The sequence below is a fragment of the Vibrio sp. R-1 genome (assembly GCF_035615595.1).
GTDB lineage: Bacteria > Pseudomonadota > Gammaproteobacteria > Enterobacterales > Vibrionaceae > Vibrio > Vibrio cholerae.
The window spans coordinates 17,583-37,941 of sequence record NZ_WPDC01000033.1 but is presented as its reverse complement, the minus strand read 5'-3'; the positions used below and the strand labels follow the sequence as shown (position 1 = coordinate 37,941).

The 20,359-nt window shown below is 45.2% G+C and carries 21 protein-coding genes; 9 read left to right on the top strand and 12 right to left on the bottom strand.

The features are described 5' to 3' along the window. Positions 1 to 352 precede the first annotated feature (352 nt). On the top strand, positions 353 to 640 hold the full coding sequence (locus tag GOU96_RS09355; protein ID WP_000588948.1) for a pyrimidine/purine nucleoside phosphorylase: 288 nt from the start codon (positions 353 to 355) through the stop codon (positions 638 to 640). 137 nt (positions 641 to 777) lie between these two features. Here GOU96_RS09355 and GOU96_RS09350 read toward each other — a convergent pair whose 3' ends face one another. Next, a complete protein-coding gene (locus GOU96_RS09350) occupies positions 778 to 1,626 on the bottom strand; it encodes a pirin family protein (RefSeq protein WP_148508284.1) in 849 nt (282 codons plus the stop codon). A gap of 164 nt (positions 1,627 to 1,790) precedes the next feature. Here GOU96_RS09350 and GOU96_RS09345 point away from each other — a divergent pair, with 164 nt between their 5' ends. Further along, complete coding sequence (locus GOU96_RS09345; RefSeq protein ID WP_000508773.1) at positions 1,791 to 2,087, top strand: hypothetical protein; 297 nt, start codon at positions 1,791 to 1,793, stop codon at positions 2,085 to 2,087. A gap of 2 nt (positions 2,088 to 2,089) precedes the next feature. Here the strand turns inward: GOU96_RS09345 and GOU96_RS09340 are convergent, their stop codons facing one another. Then, entirely contained in the window at positions 2,090 to 3,265 is a 1,176-nt protein-coding gene (locus GOU96_RS09340; RefSeq protein ID WP_069648732.1) for a GGDEF domain-containing protein, read from the bottom strand. 166 nt (positions 3,266 to 3,431) lie between these two features. Continuing rightward, the gene (locus GOU96_RS09335; protein WP_258455022.1) at positions 3,432 to 4,337 is read right to left on the bottom strand and encodes a LysR substrate-binding domain-containing protein; all 906 of its coding nucleotides are present in this window, start codon (positions 4,335 to 4,337) and stop codon (positions 3,432 to 3,434) included. A 100-nt stretch (positions 4,338 to 4,437) separates the two neighbouring features. On the opposite strand from GOU96_RS09335, the gene GOU96_RS09330 reads away from it, so the two are divergent. After that, positions 4,438 to 5,361 carry a DMT family transporter gene (locus tag GOU96_RS09330; protein ID WP_076007572.1) on the top strand — a complete coding sequence of 308 codons (924 nt, stop codon included), beginning with the start codon at positions 4,438 to 4,440 and terminating at the stop codon, positions 5,359 to 5,361. Positions 5,362 to 5,385: 24 nt separating this feature from the next. On the opposite strand, the gene GOU96_RS09325 is transcribed toward GOU96_RS09330, so the two are convergent. Next, positions 5,386 to 6,594 carry a DUF3541 domain-containing protein gene (locus GOU96_RS09325; protein ID WP_076007573.1) on the bottom strand — a complete coding sequence of 403 codons (1,209 nt, stop codon included), beginning with the start codon at positions 6,592 to 6,594 and terminating at the stop codon, positions 5,386 to 5,388. Positions 6,595 to 6,883: 289 nt separating this feature from the next. Continuing rightward, positions 6,884 to 7,492 (bottom strand): alpha-ketoglutarate-dependent dioxygenase AlkB family protein, encoded by a 609-nt coding sequence (locus GOU96_RS09320; RefSeq protein ID WP_000976225.1) that lies wholly within the window; start codon positions 7,490 to 7,492, stop codon positions 6,884 to 6,886. A gap of 341 nt (positions 7,493 to 7,833) precedes the next feature. On the opposite strand from GOU96_RS09320, the gene GOU96_RS09315 reads away from it, so the two are divergent. After that, positions 7,834 to 9,207, top strand: coding sequence for a diguanylate cyclase (locus GOU96_RS09315; RefSeq protein WP_076007574.1), 1,374 nt, complete (start codon positions 7,834 to 7,836; stop codon positions 9,205 to 9,207). A 279-nt stretch (positions 9,208 to 9,486) separates the two neighbouring features. Here the strand turns inward: GOU96_RS09315 and GOU96_RS09310 are convergent, their stop codons facing one another. Then, positions 9,487 to 10,920 (bottom strand): DUF3612 domain-containing protein, encoded by a 1,434-nt coding sequence (locus tag GOU96_RS09310; protein ID WP_000389855.1) that lies wholly within the window; start codon positions 10,918 to 10,920, stop codon positions 9,487 to 9,489. A gap of 232 nt (positions 10,921 to 11,152) precedes the next feature. Here GOU96_RS09310 and GOU96_RS09305 point away from each other — a divergent pair, with 232 nt between their 5' ends. Then, the gene (locus tag GOU96_RS09305; RefSeq protein ID WP_001056771.1) at positions 11,153 to 11,731 is read left to right on the top strand and encodes a malate synthase; all 579 of its coding nucleotides are present in this window, start codon (positions 11,153 to 11,155) and stop codon (positions 11,729 to 11,731) included. A gap of 118 nt (positions 11,732 to 11,849) precedes the next feature. On the opposite strand, the gene GOU96_RS09300 is transcribed toward GOU96_RS09305, so the two are convergent. Continuing rightward, positions 11,850 to 12,866, bottom strand: a complete 1,017-nt coding sequence (locus GOU96_RS09300) for a GGDEF domain-containing protein (protein WP_000206011.1) — start codon at positions 12,864 to 12,866, stop codon at positions 11,850 to 11,852. Between the two features lie 171 nt (positions 12,867 to 13,037). Here GOU96_RS09300 and GOU96_RS09295 point away from each other — a divergent pair, with 171 nt between their 5' ends. Further along, positions 13,038 to 13,565: a MarR family winged helix-turn-helix transcriptional regulator gene (locus GOU96_RS09295; RefSeq protein ID WP_258455023.1), complete on the top strand. Its 528-nt coding sequence runs from the start codon at positions 13,038 to 13,040 to the stop codon at positions 13,563 to 13,565. 75 nt (positions 13,566 to 13,640) lie between these two features. On the opposite strand, the gene GOU96_RS09290 is transcribed toward GOU96_RS09295, so the two are convergent. Next, a complete protein-coding gene (locus GOU96_RS09290) occupies positions 13,641 to 14,561 on the bottom strand; it encodes a chemotaxis protein (RefSeq protein WP_001151686.1) in 921 nt (306 codons plus the stop codon). A 174-nt stretch (positions 14,562 to 14,735) separates the two neighbouring features. Between GOU96_RS09290 and ppiC the strand changes: the two genes are divergently transcribed. After that, positions 14,736 to 15,014, top strand: a complete 279-nt coding sequence (gene ppiC, locus GOU96_RS09285) for a peptidylprolyl isomerase PpiC (RefSeq protein WP_000124506.1) — start codon at positions 14,736 to 14,738, stop codon at positions 15,012 to 15,014. Positions 15,015 to 15,656: 642 nt separating this feature from the next. After that, positions 15,657 to 16,331, top strand: a complete 675-nt coding sequence (gene vpsT, locus GOU96_RS09280) for a LuxR family transcriptional regulator VpsT (protein WP_000651012.1) — start codon at positions 15,657 to 15,659, stop codon at positions 16,329 to 16,331. A gap of 166 nt (positions 16,332 to 16,497) precedes the next feature. Here vpsT and GOU96_RS09275 read toward each other — a convergent pair whose 3' ends face one another. After that, a complete protein-coding gene (locus tag GOU96_RS09275) occupies positions 16,498 to 16,818 on the bottom strand; it encodes a heavy metal-binding domain-containing protein (protein ID WP_000637491.1) in 321 nt (106 codons plus the stop codon). A 215-nt stretch (positions 16,819 to 17,033) separates the two neighbouring features. Here GOU96_RS09275 and GOU96_RS09270 point away from each other — a divergent pair, with 215 nt between their 5' ends. Continuing rightward, positions 17,034 to 17,642 (top strand): 2OG-Fe(II) oxygenase, encoded by a 609-nt coding sequence (locus GOU96_RS09270; RefSeq protein ID WP_001162317.1) that lies wholly within the window; start codon positions 17,034 to 17,036, stop codon positions 17,640 to 17,642. Positions 17,643 to 17,779: 137 nt separating this feature from the next. Here GOU96_RS09270 and GOU96_RS09265 read toward each other — a convergent pair whose 3' ends face one another. The 3 genes from GOU96_RS09265 to malK all read right to left on the bottom strand — a co-directional run bounded on the left by GOU96_RS09265 (position 17,780) and on the right by malK (position 19,895). Beyond that, entirely contained in the window at positions 17,780 to 18,025 is a 246-nt protein-coding gene (locus GOU96_RS09265; RefSeq protein WP_000253074.1) for a Rho-binding antiterminator, read from the bottom strand. Positions 18,026 to 18,029: 4 nt separating this feature from the next. Continuing rightward, on the bottom strand, positions 18,030 to 18,551 hold the full coding sequence (gene speG / locus GOU96_RS09260; protein WP_001088091.1) for a spermidine N1-acetyltransferase: 522 nt from the start codon (positions 18,549 to 18,551) through the stop codon (positions 18,030 to 18,032). A gap of 222 nt (positions 18,552 to 18,773) precedes the next feature. Then, positions 18,774 to 19,895 (bottom strand): maltose/maltodextrin ABC transporter ATP-binding protein MalK, encoded by a 1,122-nt coding sequence (gene malK / locus GOU96_RS09255; RefSeq protein WP_000179244.1) that lies wholly within the window; start codon positions 19,893 to 19,895, stop codon positions 18,774 to 18,776. Positions 19,896 to 20,359 lie beyond the last annotated feature (464 nt).

Sequence of the window (20,359 nt, the reverse complement as noted above, 5' to 3'; positions counted from 1 at the left end):
GTCGTTTGGGTATAGTTCATGGCGTTAAGGGCATCGGATAACCCAAAATGTTGGATTTGGCGATAAGGCATCGTGCCTTGGTTTATGCCGCTGCCTAGCTTGTGCTAAGCGACCTCTAACCGCAAAAAGCATACGGTAAAAGCGTGATTTTATCCTCAAATAAAATGAGTGCTTCGTGAGGAATGTTTCATATCCGATACCGAGTCAATGCTCTCACCCTTGTTATGAGTATATACCTCCTAGCAAAAGGCGTATTGCTGGCACTTGTACAAAGTGAAGTGATGGGTTACAACTCTCGCTTGAATTTTGCAGTTAAACGACTGTAGTGATTGATGACAGACAGGAAGAAAAAATGATCAAGGAAAACGTGTATTTTGATGGCAACGTAAAGTCACTAGGCTTCAGCCAGCAAGATGGAGAGAGTACGGTTGGCGTGATGGCTCCTGGCCAATACACTTTCGGTACTGGCGCACCAGAGCGCATGACAGTCGTCAAAGGTGCGCTGACTATTAAGCGTGTCACCGATGCTGACTGGGTTACCTTTACTGCAGGTGAAGCGTTTGAAGTGGCGGGTAATTCCTCTTTTGATCTGCAAGTGGAAGTCGCGACCGCTTATCTGTGTGAATTTTTGCCTGCTTAAGTTGAAAAAAGCCACACCTCTACAGGTGTGGCATACCCTCACCAAAGGCCAGTCGATGGCTGTACATATTGGTTCCAGACAACGTTGTCACTGACTTGCGGCCTACCTGCAACTCCAAGTCGTTTGGGTATGAAACATCAGTAGGTCTCAAAATGCCCTGCATTGTAATCGCGGATCGCTTGCTCAATCTCAGCCATGCTGTTCATCACGAATGGTCCATAATGCACAACGGGTTCATCGATGGGTTGCCCCATTAAGAGCAAGCTGCCGCAAGGTTGCTCTGCACGCAGGGTGAGCTGTTCTCCGGCTGTCAGCATGGCCATGTGTCCTGCTTTGACCGACTGTTTCCCAACGTTCAGGCTCCCACGATAGACGTACAACATGGCATTAAAGTGAGGCGGTGTGTTGATGCTGATGTCTTGACCCGCTTCTGCTCGCCAATCGACAACGGTGGCAGGCGCGCCAGTATCGGTTAATGGGCCTGTTATCGTTTGATCCTCAACCTCGACGGAACCGGCAATCACGCGCAGTAAACCTTGTTGTGGATGATGGCGTTCAACAATACTTTCAGGCTGGAAATCTTGATATTTCGCAGGCGACATCTTGTTGCGAGCCGGCTGGTTAATCCAGATTTGGAAGCCGTGCAATTGCCCTTCTTGCATAATCGGCATTTCACTGTGGATCACGCCACGTCCTGCTGCCATCCATTGCGCGCCGCCGGATCGTAATTCGCCCACATTTCCCATCTGATCTCGATGCTGAAAATGCCCTTGTAGCATATAAGTCAAGGTTTCAATACCGCGATGCGGATGAGGTGGAAAACCACCGATGTAGTCGGCTTGAGAATCGGCTTTGAGTTCATCGAGCATCAAAAACGGCGAGAAATTGGGGCGTTGAAATCCTGCAATACGCTGAATTTTGACACCATCACCATCTGAGGTGGGTTGTGCGGGAACTGTTTGGCGAATTTCGCGGTCTTTAGTCATAAGACTTCTCCATTGCAGACTGAGCGATGATGAGGGAAATTGTAGATAAGCCAGAGATGAATGAGCAGCAGGGGAAGTTGAGCTTCATATTCGAGAAATTTGAATGATTGGGGAGTGATGGTGCGGGTCAGCCTAATACACTCAAGACGAAGGACAACGCATGAATGGGAGGGATTGCCATGGCTATTTTGCCCAAACATAACGATCGATATCCGAATTACGATCCAAGCAAAGATCTGACCAAAGAGCAGTTGCAGCGTTTCACGCAGGCGGCAAACTCTGCCCAGCATAAGCGTGAAGAAATACGCGAGGCGGATCCTAGCTTTATGCAATACGCTAAACGGACGGCGTTGAAACAGGTGGTTAAACCTAAGCCTGATAAGCCTAACACCGCTCGCTATGCAGCCTGGATGACCGTCTTTGGCGCAGTATGTTTATGGCTGATGTACATGTTTGGATGAGCTTAGTGCGCTTTTTTCAGTGGAGTTACGTTAGGAGCCTCAACGGGCTGACTGCCTAATATGGTTTCTACAGCCGGGGGGAAAGCGGCATCATGGTAATAGCGGTACTGATTTTTTCCACCGTGTTTGGCGGCATACATGGCTTTATCTGCGCAGCGGGTTAGTTCCGGCAGAGTGATCGCATCTTTGGGATAAATAGCTGCCCCTATACTCACCGTGAGGTTGTTGAGCATATCCGTCTCAGGATAGCGGTCGACGAAGAGATTACAGATACGGTTGAGAATATTATCGAGATCACGCAAATTTCGCACACCATATAACAAGAGCACAAACTCATCACCAGCAAATCGAGCAATGGAATAATCATGTTGATTGGTGGCTCGATCTTTATTACGAATATTATTGCGTAGACGGTGTGCAAAATGTTTTAACACCTGATCGCCAACATCATGGCCGTAACTGTCATTAATGCGTTTGAAATTATCGATATCCAGAAAAACAAGCGCGGTAATGGTATTCGAACTCTGTTGTTCTTTGAGCTTTTCAGTGGCCCAAGTTTCAAAACTCCAACGATTGGCTAAGCCTGTTAACGGATCAAGATAAGCCAACTCTTCAATACCTTCTTGGTATAGGGTATGAATATAATTGATCGCTTTTGAGAAAAAGAAAGAAGCGGTATTACAGATAATCGTCAGCGCAAATAGACTTACTAAAAAATAGGTCTGTGCAATAGGATATGAGCCCGATTGTGCCGGATTAAAAAGGATAGAGGCGGTCATTGCTAAGCATATCGCTGCACTGTAAACCAAGCCTAACCGAAAAGGGTTAATCATGACTAAAGTGGTGATGAGCGGATATAACCATAAGAGATGCGATAATTCATGCTGAGCATTGCTGACTAAGGCCAGCGCATAAGTGAGCAGAATTAATGACAGAATTAAATCGGCTTGAGTGTGTAATTCGCGGTGACGATTCAGCGAAATCATATTCAATAAGGTGACAATACCGCTTAATAACAATAAACCGGATGACAGAGGTTGATGGTTAAAATAGTAGTAAAGGGCAAACCCAAGAAAAATAGCGGTAGCAACACCAGAGCTGATCAGGACAATATGCTGCTTACGAGCAAAACGCATCTCTGTCATCTCTTTTAATTGGTTGCCAGCAAAGCTATCCATCCAAATTCGATCCATTCGGTAAAGTTAGCTAAAGTTTAGATGATATTGGCTTGTTTGAAGGCGAAAAATAACGAAATAGTGTGATTTTATTCATCTTTTTGATATGCAACTCTACATTCTTCATTGAATATAATGATGCTTGTCCAAATTGCATAAAAATAATCTACTACTTTTGTCTGTTTTGATTTTGTTGGAATTCATTACGTAACCAACTTCTTAGTGTCAATACCGCTTCAGAACGCAATGCTTCAGGTCGGCAAGCGAAATAGTATCCCTGATCGGGATGAGTCACGGGCTGACCAATTTCTTTTAAAATCCCACTCTCCAATTCTTGTTTAATAAACAGTTTGTGGGTGACAAAGGCGCCTAAACCACTCAGTGTGGCTTGCAGCGCTTGCGCTGATGCCGAAAAAGAAAGATTGCGCTGTTGTGGCGGTGGCGAGACTTGATTGGCTTGACACCAAATATCCCAATCGGTTTGCCGCCTTGGATTATTCACAAAAATCGCTGGAAATTGAGCTAATGCTTGCTTGGGAGGCATGTTCGCCGAAATCATGTTTTGGCTGATGACCATCACCAGCTCATCATCGGCTAATTGCTCACAATAGTAGTCTTGCCATTCGCGCCATTGACCGTGGATTAAAGCAACATCGACGCCTTGCTCCTCCAAAGAAAAAGCACCAGTTAAGGTTGAAATGCGTACATCAACATCTGGTGCAAAGGCTTGAAAACTGCTGACGCGTGGAATCCACCAGTGAAGTGCCAACGAGTTGATCATATTCAAAGTGATACGATTGGAGTGCGTGGGTTTGAGTAAAGATTCCGTCGCTTCGACAATTTGCTCAAGAGCGGGCGCTACTTTTTGGTAATAGCGTTTGCCTGCACTATTAAGGACAACTTGACGACCCACTCGATGAAAAAGGGGCTGACCGAGTTGTGATTCCAATGACTTTATCGCTTGGCTGATGGCCGAGTGACTGACGTTGAGTGCCTCTGCTGCCAGTGTCATGCTGCCTGTTTCTGCCACAGCGACAAAAGAGTAGAGAGATTTTAAGGGGGCCAATTTACGCATAAGGTGATCTGTAAGTATCTCTAACAGGTTTGGTCAATATTACTCGTTATTTTTTATCCGGTCATCTGCTTACAATTGGCGGCAATGTAAGGAGAGTTGTATGCCAAACCATGTTTTCCCAGTGTTATTTATGTTGTTATCTACCTTTAGTTTGTCGTTAACCGGTTTACTGACTCAATATTTGTCGCACATTATCCCCATCACCCTATTGGGATTTTTACGTTTTATTATTCCGGCGCTATTTTTACTGGTTGCAATGAAGTTGACCCATTTTCGTTGGCCGCAGAGAAACATGTGGTTTTCTTTGTTGATCCGTGCCGTCTGTATTGCGGGCAGTCAGCTCTGTTTTATCTATACATTGCAATCCCTTTCGCTGGTGGAAAGCGTCGTGCTATTCAGTACTGGTCCACTCTTCATTCCTTTATTGGAAAAGTGGTTATGGGGTGGTCAATTGGCTTGGCGAACGGTGCTGAGTGTGTGCATTATCTTCGTTGGAGTGGTTATGCTGGCAGGCAATACGGGCTCAATTGAGTGGCGACCAGAATTGCTTGCAGGTCTGAGCGCAGGTTTATTTAATGCGGGTTCGCAGTTAAGTTTGTATCGTGCAGCGCAAAGTGACATGCGCTCGATAGAGATTCATGGCTGGACATTTTTGGTCGCAGCGTTATTACTTAGCCCACTGTTATTGTTGGTGCCTTGGAGTCGCGATGTTGTGGCAAGTTTAGGGATGAGTTGGGATATCTCAGGAGCTGTGACATTCGCGGCTTTATTGCTCAGCGCCATCCTCGTCGTCAATACGCAAGTATTTCGCGCAAAAGCTTATCGCTTAGCGAAATCGGGCTCGCAACTGGCTCCACTTATCTTTACGAATCTGCTGTTCAGCGCCCTATGGCAAGTGCTGTTTTTTGATGTCGACTACACGCTCGCCCAGCAAGTCGGGCTGGCAGTGATCATAGTCACCACTGTGATTAATGGGATTATCCCTCGCTTAACCGAGCGAAAAACCAGATTAAAAGTCGCTTAGTAACATGACTGGTCGAGGATTATTTCATCCTTCGCCTTTTAATGGATTGGGTGCTTTTTTGATTAAGCCATAAGGCAGATCAGCAAAGACTTTGGAGTGCTTACCTGCCAGCGGGGCTCGGTTTACCGAACGCCAATCAAGCAGCATAATCGCCAACACATTACGGTGCTCACCGAGAGATAAATCGAAATCACCGGAAGTGGAAGGGATCATTCCTTGCTCTTTATCGACGGCCGCTTGAATAAACTGGCGGGTTTTGAGTACCACAGGATCATCTTCTAGCCCTGCGAGTAGGAAGGCAATGCCGACTTCGGCCACAATGTCTGGCTTAGCGCGCAGCAAAATAGTGTCTATGTTGGCGCGGAAATAGTCGTAAATCCACGGATGTTGCTGCTCACTCACCGGATGTTGGTAGTATTCTGAGTCCGCAAAGATAATATGCGTCATACCATACAGTTTATTGCCGTATTGTTGGTCATTCAGCTCACTATCACGCTGATCTGGATAGGTATCACGAAAGGCTTGGATAAAAGGCTCAACCACGTCTTGTTCACCGAGTTGACGTAACCAATACACCTGATTGGCTAATTGTGCTGCCCAAGCTTCAATCATCGCTCTGTCTGTGGCGTAGGGTGTGAAGTCATACCGACGTAAAACTTGGCGCAGCTTGGCGTCTTCCTTATGTTGCAGCCCATATTCGTTGGCGCGAGCCATTGAGCCGAGCAAATCGATCCCGAGATAGAGATACTCAGGCATCGTTTGCGTCGCGGCGAAACGGCGTTGAGTGCGTTCATCATCACTGTGTTGATAGCGTTTTAGACGCTTCTGAGCGTAACGTTGAATTTGCTCAGGCGTGTTCACTTCAGCGGCAAAGTAGTTCAAACCACTAGCGACTCGTGATAAATCACTACCAATCGCCGCTGCGTATTTATCATCTAAGGTTTGGCGATACATACGCAGTGCATAGTGACCTTCTTTAAAGCCGGGCAGTGTAAACAGTTGGCTTTCATAAGTTTGTTTAATGAGGTTAGCGGTTGCTTGAAACGAAACGGGGGCGACTACGCTTGGTGATGGCGCTATGTCGTGGCCTAAGTGTTCGAGAGAATTCTGTGCGCGATTTTGGGCTTTGGGCGGTACCTCCAAAGGATGAGTTTGTGCGTAGCTCGTAAAAGTGGGAAGAATCAGTGCCGCGATAAGGCTAGAGACAACCGCTATTTGAGTTTTGTTCATCATTACAGTATCCGATCAAATTTGCGCATTTTTAGACCAAAAAACTCTAGCGCAGCGGAGCTGGGTCGATGTGAGGCTCTGGTTAGTGGTATGTCAATAATCCGAGTTTGTGTCAACACGTCTCATTTATCTGCAACGTAAGCGATACGGCATCAACACTTTGAATTACTATCCCCTTTCTACTTGAAGCTGCAGCGGTGTTGGCTACGTTCGTTCACCCCAATCACATAGTTTACCTATGCTCATGGGGATGAACTCACTTGCCTACCTGCAACGCCAAGTAGCTTGGGTATTAAAGAATATTACGGAAAGTAAGATTAATCCGCGTTTGCTTGGTTTGACGAGTTTTAGGGATGGCGTGTTGCCAGAAGTGCTGAGTGTTCCCTGCCATAATCAGCAAATCCCCATGATTCAATTCGCATTCGACTTGCAACGCATGATCCTTGTGATGGCGCAACAGAAATCGGCGACTCTCTCCTAAAGAGAGGGAGGCAATCACCGGATTAGAGCCTAATTCGGGCTCATTGTCTTGATGCCAGCCCATCGAGTCTTGCCCATCGCGATAAAGATTCGCGAGCACAGAATTAAAGGGGGCTTGTGCGGCCTGTTCGCACTGCGTCTTTAAAGTAAGCAACGGTGGCGGGAAGGGTTGAGCAGATAAAGAGAGACCTGAATAACGGTAGCCTTTTTCTCCATACCAAGCGATAAGTCGTGGTTGAAGCACGCTTTTACCAAATAGACGAATACTTTTCTGCTGCCAATCCAAGTGTGTGAGCATTTGCTGAAAAGCTTGGTCGGCTTGAATCGGGGTGAGAAATTGCGGAAACCAGTAGAGTAAACCATCGGTTAACGTTATCTCGCCAGAAGCGGAATGAGTGTCCAAAAACAGTTTTTTCATCATGAGTTATATTTACAAATTTATAATCAGTTAGTTTCTTTATTGTGCATTTGCGTTAATCTATTAAATAAGCTCGTCGTGATATTTGGATGGCTTATCTTCTTCGCTACTGGAAAGCAGGCCGTGTTTGAGTAGCGATAAGTTGTATCCCCTTCCTACTTGAAGCTGCAGCGGTGTTGGCTACGTTCGTTCACCCCAATCACATAGTTTATCTATGCTCAAGGAGATGAACTGACTTTCCGCCTACCTGCAACGCCAAGTTGTTTGGGTATAGTACGCTTGCGAATGGATCTGTGTGGTTCACTCAGTAATCAACAAACAATAATAAAACTGAGGATTGAGGGATGGGGTTAACCTCGCACAAATATAAGTATGTCTCAATTTATGTTCTCGCCTTACTTTTCTTGGGCATAGTAGTTATTGAATCCCTTCATATTAGCCATAAACGTGATCTACAAGAGGGTTTACGTCAACAAGCGAAAGAAGATCTCTCGATCGTACGTTTTCAATTAGAAGCTGAGATTTTGGGTGATATCTATATCGTAAAAGGTTTAACAACCCTGTTAACCCTAGATCCCGACCTCAATATCTACCAATGGGAACCGCTTTCAGCGGCGGTGATCAGGAATAGCGATCACTTACGCTCATTAGGTATCGCCCCCAATGATGTGGTCGCTTTCAGCCATCCGCTTCCTCAAACCAATGCACTACTCGGTTTGGATTACCGCACCGTTCCTCAGCAGTGGCAGTCAATAAAAAAAGCACGTGAAATAAAACAGACGTTTGTCTCTGGACCTGTCGATCTCGTTCAAGGTGGGCGCGCGCTGGTGATTCGAGAACCGATATTCTACGACCCTCCGAAGGATACCCGGTATTGGGGTGTGCTCAGTGTGGTGATGGATTGGGATTCATTGCTTTCAGCAACCAGTATTTACAGCTTTGGGGAGCATTTTCAGGTTGCGATTCGTGGTTTAGACAGCCGTGGCAGTGAGGGGGACGTGTTTTTTGGGGAGCCTCGAGTATTTGATCACGCTTTTGCACAAGAGAATGTCTATTTCCCTTACGGAAGTTGGCGAATTGCGGTCGCTGAAAAGCAAGATTTACTACAGCAGTTACCTTGGTATACCCGAAATGCAGTGCGTTTGTTGGGATACTCGGTGTTATTGGTATTGATGGCAGGCTTTGGCGTTATCATGCGCCTTTATCAAGTCGCGGAGGAGCGTGCGCTACATGACCCTTTAACTCAATTGCCCAATCGGCGCTATTTTATCTATACCATTGAGCACTACTTTGAAAATGCTAAGCGCTCTCATAGCGAAGGTAACTTTGCTTTGTTGAACATTGATATTGACCGTTTTAAATCTGTCAACGATTCCCATGGACATAGCGCAGGCGATAAAGTGCTGGTGGCTTGTGCGGAAAGAATTAAATCGAGCCTGAGGGTCTCCGATCTGGTGGCGCGGATTGGGGGGGATGAGTTTCTCGTGTTAATTCCACGAATTCATCGTGAACAAGACGTGCTTAAAGTCAGTGACAATATTTTAAAAAGGATTTCTGAAACGCCTATCGTTTATGACGACAAGCTTATCCATGTTCGTGTAAGTATCGGATATGCTTTGTATGACCAGTCGTTTGCCACACCTGATGAAATGTTCAAACTGGCCGATGAACGTATGTATACCGCTAAGCGTAGGCAAAACCCACTCTATCGCTTTTGAGCTTTACCAAACCTGTTTTTGCATTTTGCTAATTTTGATTTTGCAATTTGCAATAGAAATCGCATTTCGTCATTCGTTTATGAGTGTGGTTGTAATGAAACTGTTCGTTTTTTGCCCGATTTTCATGCAAAAGTCGCTAATAAAAAGTTGGCACGTAATCTGCATTTATTAGATTGACCCTTCTAAGCCGAGGGTCACCTAGCCAACTGACGTTGTTAGTGAACACCATTGTTCACACTTATAGACGGCCAATCACACTTCTTGTGGTTGGCCTTTTTTTTATTCGCCACATTCTCCATAGCATCTTGGCTTTCGTGGACAAACCGCACCGCGTGAGCAAATTAATCTCGCTTCATTCTCGATACCTCGTTCAACCCAGTTGATGTTGAGAATTTTGGCGATAGTGCGCAAATCACGTTTAATCGGCGCTGGAATCGCGGTGGTTCCTCCTTTCTGCACACAACTCATTTTGAGCTCTTGAGCAATAGCGAGAGCATCACCACCTTGTGCATTAATCGCAGGATTGAGGTCGATGCCCGCACACAAGACACGGTTGTTGCCGGCAGGATCCACAACATTGAGTGATTCACAACAGTAAATTCGAGGCTCGTCGCCCACAGTTAAAATCGAAATTTGGGCTGAACTGCCTTGCTGTGGTTGTGAAAGACGACGAAAAACGGCCCAATGCTGACAAGGGTCATTCACTTTACGCATATTTCCCCAAGGAAGTGGGATACCATTTCCACGGTATACGGCCTTGAGTTTCCCTTCACCATAGGCATCAAAATAGTGCCAGTGGGGATAGGGCGAAACGACGGTCATCCGCCGCATGGCGACAGAGGGTGAGACTCCCGCTTTCTGATGAACGCTGATTTCATATCCGTTACGATCGAGCAGTTGCCGAAAGGGCACCTTAGGGCACAGTAGTGCCCCAGCAAAAAAGCTGGATTCAAAATCTCGCCAAGCTTGCAAGATATCTTGTGAATTCAGCTCTGAAGAGGGGGAGGTTTCCACCATCTCATCCCACCCTTGAGTGTGACCGACGGAGAGGACACTTTTTAGGCCATCTTTGTTGTGCAGCACATTATGTCCGATATAAACCGCAAGGTCATATTTCAATCGCGTTGGGTATTCACGCAGGATCTCATTTAGGTAAATGCGTCCAGGCGGCTCAAAAAAAGAGGTAACGAGCTGTTTGGCACTCACCCCAAGTTCGTCTGTTACATCATGCGGCGTACGCTTTACCCAACGCACGTCCAATCCAAGCCCTTTGGCAATGTCCAGCAAATCGGTGACAGATAAATTAAGGCGTTTTAGCCCCACCTCTTCTGCAGCGCGTTCAAGATCCGGGAAATGATTTTGCAGACTTTCTTGATGGGCTCGGATCAAGAGATGAGCAAATTGGCGGCCAGTGATCCCAGTTTGCGAGAGCATCTCGGGAATAGCGATTTGTAAAATATCATTGGAAAACAAAAAACTGGGTTCAAGAGCCATTCCACTAATACCACCTCGATTGCCTTTTTCGGGAGTGATATCAATTTGCTCTGGCTCATCATCTAAAAACCAGATGGGATCTTTTTGAAACACTTCCGCGATCACTTCCAGCATCTCAACGCTCGGTACTCGTTTTCCGCGCTCAATCATAGAGAGATAAGAAACCGATGGTGCGTATTCAGGGCTAACACGAATGCAGCGCGCAGAAAGATCCTCCATGGTTAAGTGGTTCCTTTTCCGAAGGTTTCTGACTTTAGTGCCCAGAAAATGGGACTGTCGAACAAGACTTTTAGACACACTCATTTTGTAAAATTCACATTGTAAAATTTTTGTTGTGAAATTGTAGTCAAAAATCCGCTAGTCTTCCAAGTAAGCGAAGTCACAAATCCGGCGAAAATATCGCCAGTGTCTTTGCAGCAAAATGACATTGAATCTGGACGAGGGAACGACGATGAACATGCTGACGTTTGATAAAACAGAAATCCAACACCAAAACAAACCCTTTATCGCTGAAGCTGTGTTCGCCGTAGAAACGGTCGCCGCCAATCAACAGCGTGAAAAACAAACCAAAGCCAAACAGTTATTGGATCGTCTGTTTCCGCTTGAAAATGGTACTCACCAAGATGTGACCGCATACGTGATAGATTACAATCACCTGCTCGCTTACTTTCAAGATGGCCGTCATAGTGGCTTGAAATACCCAAAACAGTTTGTGGCGTTTAATGGCAGTAAAGAAAATCCAAGCCATCTTCTGTTTCGTGATGGGCAAGGTAGTCATGTCGAAATGACATTAGGTTGCCAGCGCGGTACGGGTTGCATTGAGTTACGAGAAATCGCAGATATTCAATTAGAAACGTGTACGGTACTCAATCATTCCAATGACCACTCACATCCAAGTACCACTATTCGCCACTGGGTAAGTTTGATCAAAGGCGATGAACAAGGTCGACCACAAGCTCGTATTGAAGAGAAAGAGTATACAGCTCGAAATGGTGACGAATATTTCCTCGGAGACTGTTTTTCACATTAATCCGCCATCGTATGAAAAAGCCAAGAGTCAGTAATTCTTGGCTTTTTTGTGGCAATTTGGAGCTGTGTAACTTTTCCCGTGCCGTCGATTTACAACGTGTGGGTACGTATCGCAGAGTTTAGAGCGGCATGACTCGATTGCGGCCCAGATTTTTCGCTTCATACAGCAATCCATCCGCTCGACCGATGAGAGACTCCAAAGAGTCGCCTTCAATCTTTTCTACTACACCAAACGAAGCGGTAATGCTACCGACCGATTGACCGCTACGCCGATCTTTTACGGTGAGCTTTTCTATTGAACGTCGCACCGATTCAGCAAACTGGCGTGCAATACGCAGCGATTTGTGCGGAGCAATCAGTGCAAACTCTTCACCGCCATAACGATAAGCTGTCACGCCGTCACGGCATAGGCTCTGAAGACGTTTGGCGATCGCACGGATAATTTGGTCACCAAACAGGTGGCCATAGTTGTCATTAAGGGCTTTGAAGTGGTCGATGTCGAGCATGATCAGGCTGACTTGCTGACCAGCATGGATCAGCGTGAACATATCGCCATCAAAAGCTCGGCGGTTATAGAGTCCAGATAAACTGTCAAACAGAGCATCTTTCTGAACTTTCGCCAGTTGCTCTTTAAGACGAGAGATTTCTAAAGTTGCCGCGTTCAGTTGATTATTGAGGAAATTGGTTGAGTGTCGAATATCTTTAGAGTCACTCACCAAGCGGCGGACGACAGTCATTACTTCTTCAATCGAGAGATTGTCTTGCTCGACGCGCTCTAAATCTTTAAAGCTTTTATCAATCACATTAGCAAAGGAACTGGTGTCACTGAGCGTATCACTCATTGAACTGCTAATTTCACCGAGAAGTACCTCAACATTCGCACGTAACTGATTAATATTGGTTTCTGCTTTGGTCGCAATGTATTGTTGGTAAAGATGTTCACCAGAAGCGGGTGGGCAAAGCCCAAAATTTTGCAATACAGAGTCCATTTCCGCATTCAGTTGCGGAATGGCTTGGTCGACGTAGGTATACCACAAGGCATAGTTCACGGGGGTGGCCGCGACATGATGTTTCATCATTAAAGGTACGACTTTTTTTAAGTTAGCCGTGGATTTTTTGAAATCTTCAGTTGTCATCACTTGTTTCGGATACGCAAGACATTTTCATAACCTTAAGATTAGCGGATTTACTGTAGAAACGCTGCAAATTTGTTCTTGCTAGAGAGGCTGCTCAATGCGAGCCATTTTCCTCATCCTCGTTGAAGTGCTAACGTCAAGGAATAAAGGGAACAACACAGGATAAAACGAATGGATTCAGTGCAAAAATCCGTCATGGAATGGGCAAATGAGCTGCCTGAGCTAAATACTCTACCCATGTCGGTACTTCATCGGCTACAACGGTTGGCAAGACGTATTGAGTTAAAAATGGAGGCCTTCTATCAACAAGCGGGACTGACCGCTGGAGAGTTTGAAGTGTTAATGACCTTGCGTGGTATCGGTTATCCTTATTGTCTCAACCCTTCGGACTTGCAAGTACGGTTATTGCTCAGCTCAGGGGCTATGACTAACCGTTTAACGCGGCTTGAACGCAAAGGACTTGTAGAGAGAAAGCTCAGTAGGTATGACAGGCGTAACGTTGAGGTGACACTGACAGAAGCAGGGCGACAACGCATCGAACTCTGGTTACCAGAGTATTGTGATTTGCAGTCGAGTTTGCTCGCCAAGTTTTCCGAGGTGGAGCAAGAGGCGTTATCGACACAATTACAAGAGTGGTTGAGTCATCATGAGCAACTATGGTGTATACCTGATTTGCTGAATTCAGATCGGCAGCGCTAGGGCTGCCGAGAATTCATTTTTTATTTGTTACAGCAAATAGTCTTGCGATTGGCTTTGGGTTAAATACTTAACCGATCACGTTTTTTGCAAACGCTGCGTCTCAAGCTTTTTGGCTCCACGCAACATGGCTTCGACTAACTCGGTGGCGTTAAATTTCTCCAACGCTTCGTGAGCGCCCACTTGATGGGCACGATCGACACAGATTTCACTGGAGAGCGAAGTGTGCAAAATACAATAAGCATGGTTTAACTGCGGATCGTTTTGCATTTCAAATGCCAGCTCATAACCATCTAATCCCGGCATTTCAATATCACTTACTAAAATGTCGATGGCGCGATGATCGCGTGCCATATCACGCATCAAATCCAACGCCTCACTGCCATTTTTACAGATATGATACGGAATGTTGATGCTATCCAGCGCATCAGAGAGCTGCTTACGCGCAATCGAAGAGTCATCGACCAACAAAATATTGAGGGGTTTTAAGCGTTCACGCTCGATATCCGTCAACATAGGAACCTTGGTCGACTCATACTGTGGGTAGATTTTAGAGAGCAGTAACTCCACGTCTAGCAACTGCACAATTTTGTTCTGGAATCGGGTGATCCCGGTGACGAAAACATCATGTCCTGCCGTCTCGGGGGACGATTCGATTTGTCGCCAATCACACTCGATGATCTTCTCTATAGTGCGAACCATGAAAGCCACAACTGTGCGTAAGCAGTCTGTGACGATCAAATAGCACTTTTGATACTCGCTCGGTTGGATTGGACGAAAGCCAATCGCTGCGGCCATATCAATCACTGGTACTGTAAGGTTACGAATAGTAACCGTTCCTATCACATGATGATGTGAATAGGGGATTTGGGTCATTGGTTGATAAGTCACAATTTCCCTGACTTTCAGTGTCCCGATAGCGAAAAGTTGCTGCTGGGCACTGAGCGTGAACATCAACATTCCTTGTGATTGGTTCGCTTTACTGACGACTTTAGCCATAATATTTTCTTTAACTGTTCAGACTCTTACTTATACTAAACGAAATTACCGTATCGGCAACGGAATGGCTTGAATTTAGTCGATATTCGACCGATTTGTATTGATCTCAGCCATGCGTTTACATTTATTGTTGATCGAGTACACTACGCGGCTCGACAAAATAGGGGAAACATTATGGCTCGCACTGCAGCAGCTTTGCATATTTTGGTGAAACACAAAGAGCAAGCCGATGATATCTTGGCTCAACTCAAGAAAGGGGCGAAGTTTCACGTACTCGCCAAGAAGTATTCGACTTGCCCATCAGGCAAAAAAGGCGGCGACTTGGGTGAATTTCGTCAAGGCCAAATGGTTCCTGCTTTCGACAAAGCCTGCTTTCAAGGTGAAGTGCTAACCCCACAATTGGTCAAAACCAAATTTGGTTGGCATGTGGTGAAAGTGCTCTATCGCACTTAGTCTTTTTCTTATTCATTCCACCATCTTTCGCTCACCGACGCCGTAGCGGTTTGGGCTTTGTTCACCCCAATCACATAGTTTATGTATGCTCATGGGGGGGAACTCACTTACCGCCTACCTAAAACTCCAAGTAGTTTGGGTATAGCGCTTTTCTATGTTTTGGCGATTCACTTATTTATCGGCTACTAGCAAGCTCAAGTCGTTTGTCCCATACGCCTTATGAAGGCACAGATTTTTCTCTTATTGAATTAGACCAATAGTCGGCAAATTATATATCTCAATCATGAATGCCACCTGTTAATGCATTGGTTGTACCCATGAATTATGGTTTTTAAATTTGATATGCAACAAATGGATTTTTCGTAATCATGCCTCTTATTTTTTGGCGAATATTAAATTGATGAGAATCTTGTTGCGTATTTATTGGTGTTTTATTAAGCAACTTGAGTGATATAAACTAAAATTTCATTTTTTCGCTAATAATATTCTTAATATTGAGAAGGCTTCTTAACCTTATGAATTGTACAGATTAAATTTAAGATTCCGCCTGCTTAAACGTTTGTCTTATTTTCTGAACATTGACTTCCCTTTTCTTAACGTTAGTTTTAACCATGTTAGCCTTGATGTGTTAGGAGGGGTGAAATGAAAGATGAAAATAAACTAAACGTTAGAATGCTTTCTGACGTTTGCATGCAATCCAGATTGTTGAAAGAGGCGTTAGAATCAAAACTTCCTTTAGCGCTGGAAATTACACCATTTTCTGATCTCTGGCTTGAAGAGAATAAACCAGAAAGCCGCAATATTCAGATGTTGATGATTGATTATTCAAGAATTTCTGATGATGTCTTAACCGATTACAGCTCGTTTAAGCACATCAGTTGTCCTGATGCGAAAGAGGTTATCATTAACTGTCCGCAGGATATTGAGCATAAGCTGCTCTTTAAGTGGAATAATTTGGCTGGAGTATTTTATATTGATGATGATATGGATACCCTGATCAAAGGCATGAGTAAAATTTTGCAAGATGAAATGTGGTTAACGCGTAAACTGGCCCAAGAATACATTCTCCATTATCGTGCCGGTAACTCAGTCGTGACTTCACAAATGTACGCAAAATTAACCAAAAGAGAACAACAGATTATCAAGTTACTTGGTAGTGGTGCTTCTAATATTGAAATTGCAGATAAACTCTTTGTGAGTGAAAATACAGTAAAAACACATCTGCATAATGTCTTTAAGAAAATTAATGCCAAAAATCGCTTGCAGGCACTGATTTGGGCGAAAAATAATATTGGAATTGAGGAAGTCAATTCTTAATTCGTTGTGTAATGTCTCTTCGAGTTTTAGTTCAATAGGCTAAAATTCGCCCCAATAAGGCAGTTCCACACTGCCTTATTTTAACCCTTCAAATCTCTCTAGATTTATTAAGATGAAATTACCTTCTGAGTACCTGAAACATCAGTCGGTTAGGCATACGGGTTAACTATTCGACGACAACCGCAGTGCCGCTGACCGACACCATGAGCATGCCATTAGCTTTTCCAAACGTTTCATAATCTAAATCGATACCGACTACGGCATTGGCACCCAGTGCTGCAGCGTGTTGTTGTAGCTCTTCCAATGCGATGGCGCGCGCTTTTTCTAGCTCTCGTTCATAAGTGCCAGAGCGTCCACCCACAATATCGCGGATCCCAGCAAACAGATCTTTAAAAATGTTGGCACCAAGAATAGCTTCGCCTGCAATCACTCCGCAGTAACGGACGATGCGTTTACCTTCGATATTGGGTGTCGTTGTCACAATCATGGGATTTCCTCAAGGGATGTTTTTGATGTTCAGATTGGGTTACAAAATGGCGGCGAAGTTCCCCTATTGTCCCAATCTCTTTGCGTAATAGGCTTGAATCTTTTGAGTCACAATCCCTCCATCAGAATTATTGATCTTGGAGATTAATAACTCGAATTGCTGACTGGTGGTCGGCCAGATATAACGCGCTTCTTATTGTTCGTGTAGTGAGAATCATGGCGTTAGATGGATTAATGGATGCAATTGCAGACCGAGGTTGGTATGTGTGGGATGATTTTTTGAACCCACAAGAAGTGCAAGCTCTACGAGAGTGCATTCCTGAACGTTGGAAACGAGCAAAAATTGGTAGAAACGAAGAGATTCAGCGTGCTGCGGATATCCGGAGCGATAAAATCCAATGGCTTGATCTATCAATGGGGCAACCTGTTCAAGACTATTTGGAGCGGATGGAGCAGATCCGGTGTGAAGTGAACCGCCACTTTTTTCTTGGGCTGTTTGAATATGAAGCGCACTTTGCAAAATACGAGGCCGGTGATTTCTACCTTAAACATCTCGACTCGTTTCGCGGTAATGAAAACCGTAAATTAACCACGGTGTTTTATCTCAATGAAAATTGGACTCCTGCCGATGGCGGCGAATTAAAAATCTACGATTTGCAGGATAACTGGATTGAAACGTTAGCGCCCGTTGCGGGACGTCTGGTGGTATTTCTTTCGGAACGATTCCCTCATGAAGTGCTCGAAGCGCATGCGGACCGCGTCAGTATCGCGGGCTGGTTTCGAACCAATGGCGTGAGCGGTAATAAGCTGGATATCGCAAACTAACGCATTCTCAAAGAGCTCCTTCCCACCTACAACTCCAAGTAGTTTGGGTATAGCATCAAGTGGCGCGTCAGTTGGCTGAAATGTAAAACGCAAGGCCGCTCGTCATTCTAGAGCGGCCTTGTTGTCTTCAGCGTGGTTTATTTGAAATGAATAACAGAGAAATGGGGTTGTTCGCTTAAGGCTTCCATCGAACTCAGTTGATCAGTTTCGAGGAGCCAAGTTTCTTCTTCGCCTCTTAGCGCAATGCACTCCTGCTTTTGACTATTACGTTGAGTGTCGGCGGCGACTCCGTAATACACCTCACCACTTTTCATTGTTAATTTGACTGGCAGATGAAACAAACAGGCCAGTTCAATGTAATCGTATTGACTGCAGCTAACCATGTCTTTACTCGCTTCTATTTAAGTACTTACTTTGCAGTATATACATCCTCTTAACATCTTGGTAACGACCGTTGATGAAAAATTCCTCGACTAAGTGGCCTTCCTCTACAAATCCGCACTCTTCGTAGAGATGCACCGCTTTAGGGTTCTCGACGGCAACGTGTAAATAAATCTTATGCAGATTGAGAATCGTGAAGGAGTAATCTAAAGCTCGGTTGATTAAGGTACGCGCAAAGCCTTTGCCTTGATGCTCAGGAGCGATGATGATTTGAAATTCCGCGCTGCGATGGATGTAGTTAATCTCAATCAGCTCGACGAGGCCAATCAAGTTTTTTTGTGCATCTTCAACCACAAAACGTCGTTCAGCATTATCGTGAATGTGTTTGTTGTAGAGCTCTTCGAGTTCATCAAAGGATTCATAAGGCTCTTCAAACCAGTAGGACATAATGTTGCGGTTGTTATTGAGATTGTGAATAAAGCGTAAGTCGCCGCGTTCTAATGCTCTAAGCGTTAACTGACTGTTCATATTCTTACCTAAAGGATGCTGTGAGTCTCTCGACTCGGTTGGTCTTCTTAGACCATAGAGGAAGAGAGGGCTTATTCACAAGGGGTATAACATCAATTTATTGCAAAATGAGGGGGTTGAACCGATTCGATGAATGTAGAAGCAGAGAACATAAGAAGCATGGATGATGGTTATAAAAAAGCCCTTTCAAGATGAAAGGGCTAAGCAAGCGAAGGCTAGGTATTAAGCCGGAAGGTCAACACCTTTTTCTTGGTGTAGGCGACGGCAGGCACGGCCGTCACTGTGGAATAGATGGCAGCGATGCGCTGGAATGCCAATCGTGAGCGTGTCGCCGGTTTCGACATCGAGCGTGTCTGGCTGACGGTAGATCACATCAGAATCGGAACCTTTTAGGTTCATATACACCTGTGTTTCGTTACCCAACTTTTCAACAATCATCACTTTGCCTTCGATTTTGGCATCACCATGTTCGGCTTCAACCAGATGCTCAGGACGAATGCCTAGCGACATGCGTTCTCCACGAGTGACAGTGGTGCCATCCACAGGGATCCAGAAGGTCGTACCGTTAGAAAGCTGGACCTGTACCCGATCTTTTTCTACTCCTTCAATGAAGACGCTCATGAAATTCATTTTCGGCGAGCCAATAAACCCGGCCACAAAGCGGTTTTGTGGATAATGATACAGCTCGAGTGGTTTGCCGACTTGAGACACGAATCCTGCATCCAACACCACAATTTTGTCCGCCATAGTCATGGCTTCCACTTGATCATGGGTAACGTAAATCATGGTGCAGCCTAGCTTACGTTGCAGTTTAGTGATTTCAGAGCGCATCTGTACGCGCAAAGCTGCATCTAGGTTCGATAAGGGTTCGTCCAGCAAAAACACATTCGGCTGCGAAACCAGAGTACGACCGATGGCGACACGTTGCCGTTGACCACCAGAGAGCGCCTTGGGTTGGCGATCCAGAAGATGGCTGAGTTGTAGAATTTCTGCCGCATGATCAACGCGCTTTTTGATCTCGCTCTTGTTGGCTTTCGATAGTTTTAAACCAAATGACATGTTGTCATACAGATTGAGGTGCGGATACAGTGCGTAGGATTGGAAAACCATGCCTACACCGCGTTTGGAAGGTTCGACATCATTCATGCGCTGTTCGCCGATATACAAGTCGCCAGACGTAATGTCTTCCAAACCCGCAATACAGCGCAGCAGTGTGGATTTGCCACAACCTGAAGGACCGACGAACACCACAAATTCGCCTTCTTGAATCTCTAAGTCGACATTCTTTGAAATCAGCACATCGCCGTACGCTTTACATACATTTTTTAACGTGACACTCGCCATCTAGCTCGTCCTCGATCAAGATTTTTAATCGTTATCGCGGCTCATTATATGAATTATTGTGCACGCAATAACAGTAGGAATTGGATAAGGTGAACCACATCAAGTGGTTTCGTTGGCAGCGCCGCCTTATTGGGTAAGAAAAGAAAGGGTGAACGCTCCGGCTATGAAGCCGTTCACCCGACTGCCGCGAAAAGTAGGTTGTTTCCCCCTACACAAAGCCATGTCTCTCCCGTAACGCTTTCACCACAAACATGACTTTATATCGACAACCTACTTGGCGGTGGAACCAGTTACAACACGTAAACTGGAAAGGCTCTTACCATCCTCTCTGGGATGAGGCTAGTTTCTGTGAAAGAGGTAAATCGTACATCCTCCTCTTCCGCTTTTTTGTAGGGGGAGTAGGTGAGGAGGAGGTGGAGGAGGGGCACTAAGGCGTAGTTAGATCCAGTTCAAATTATTGAGGG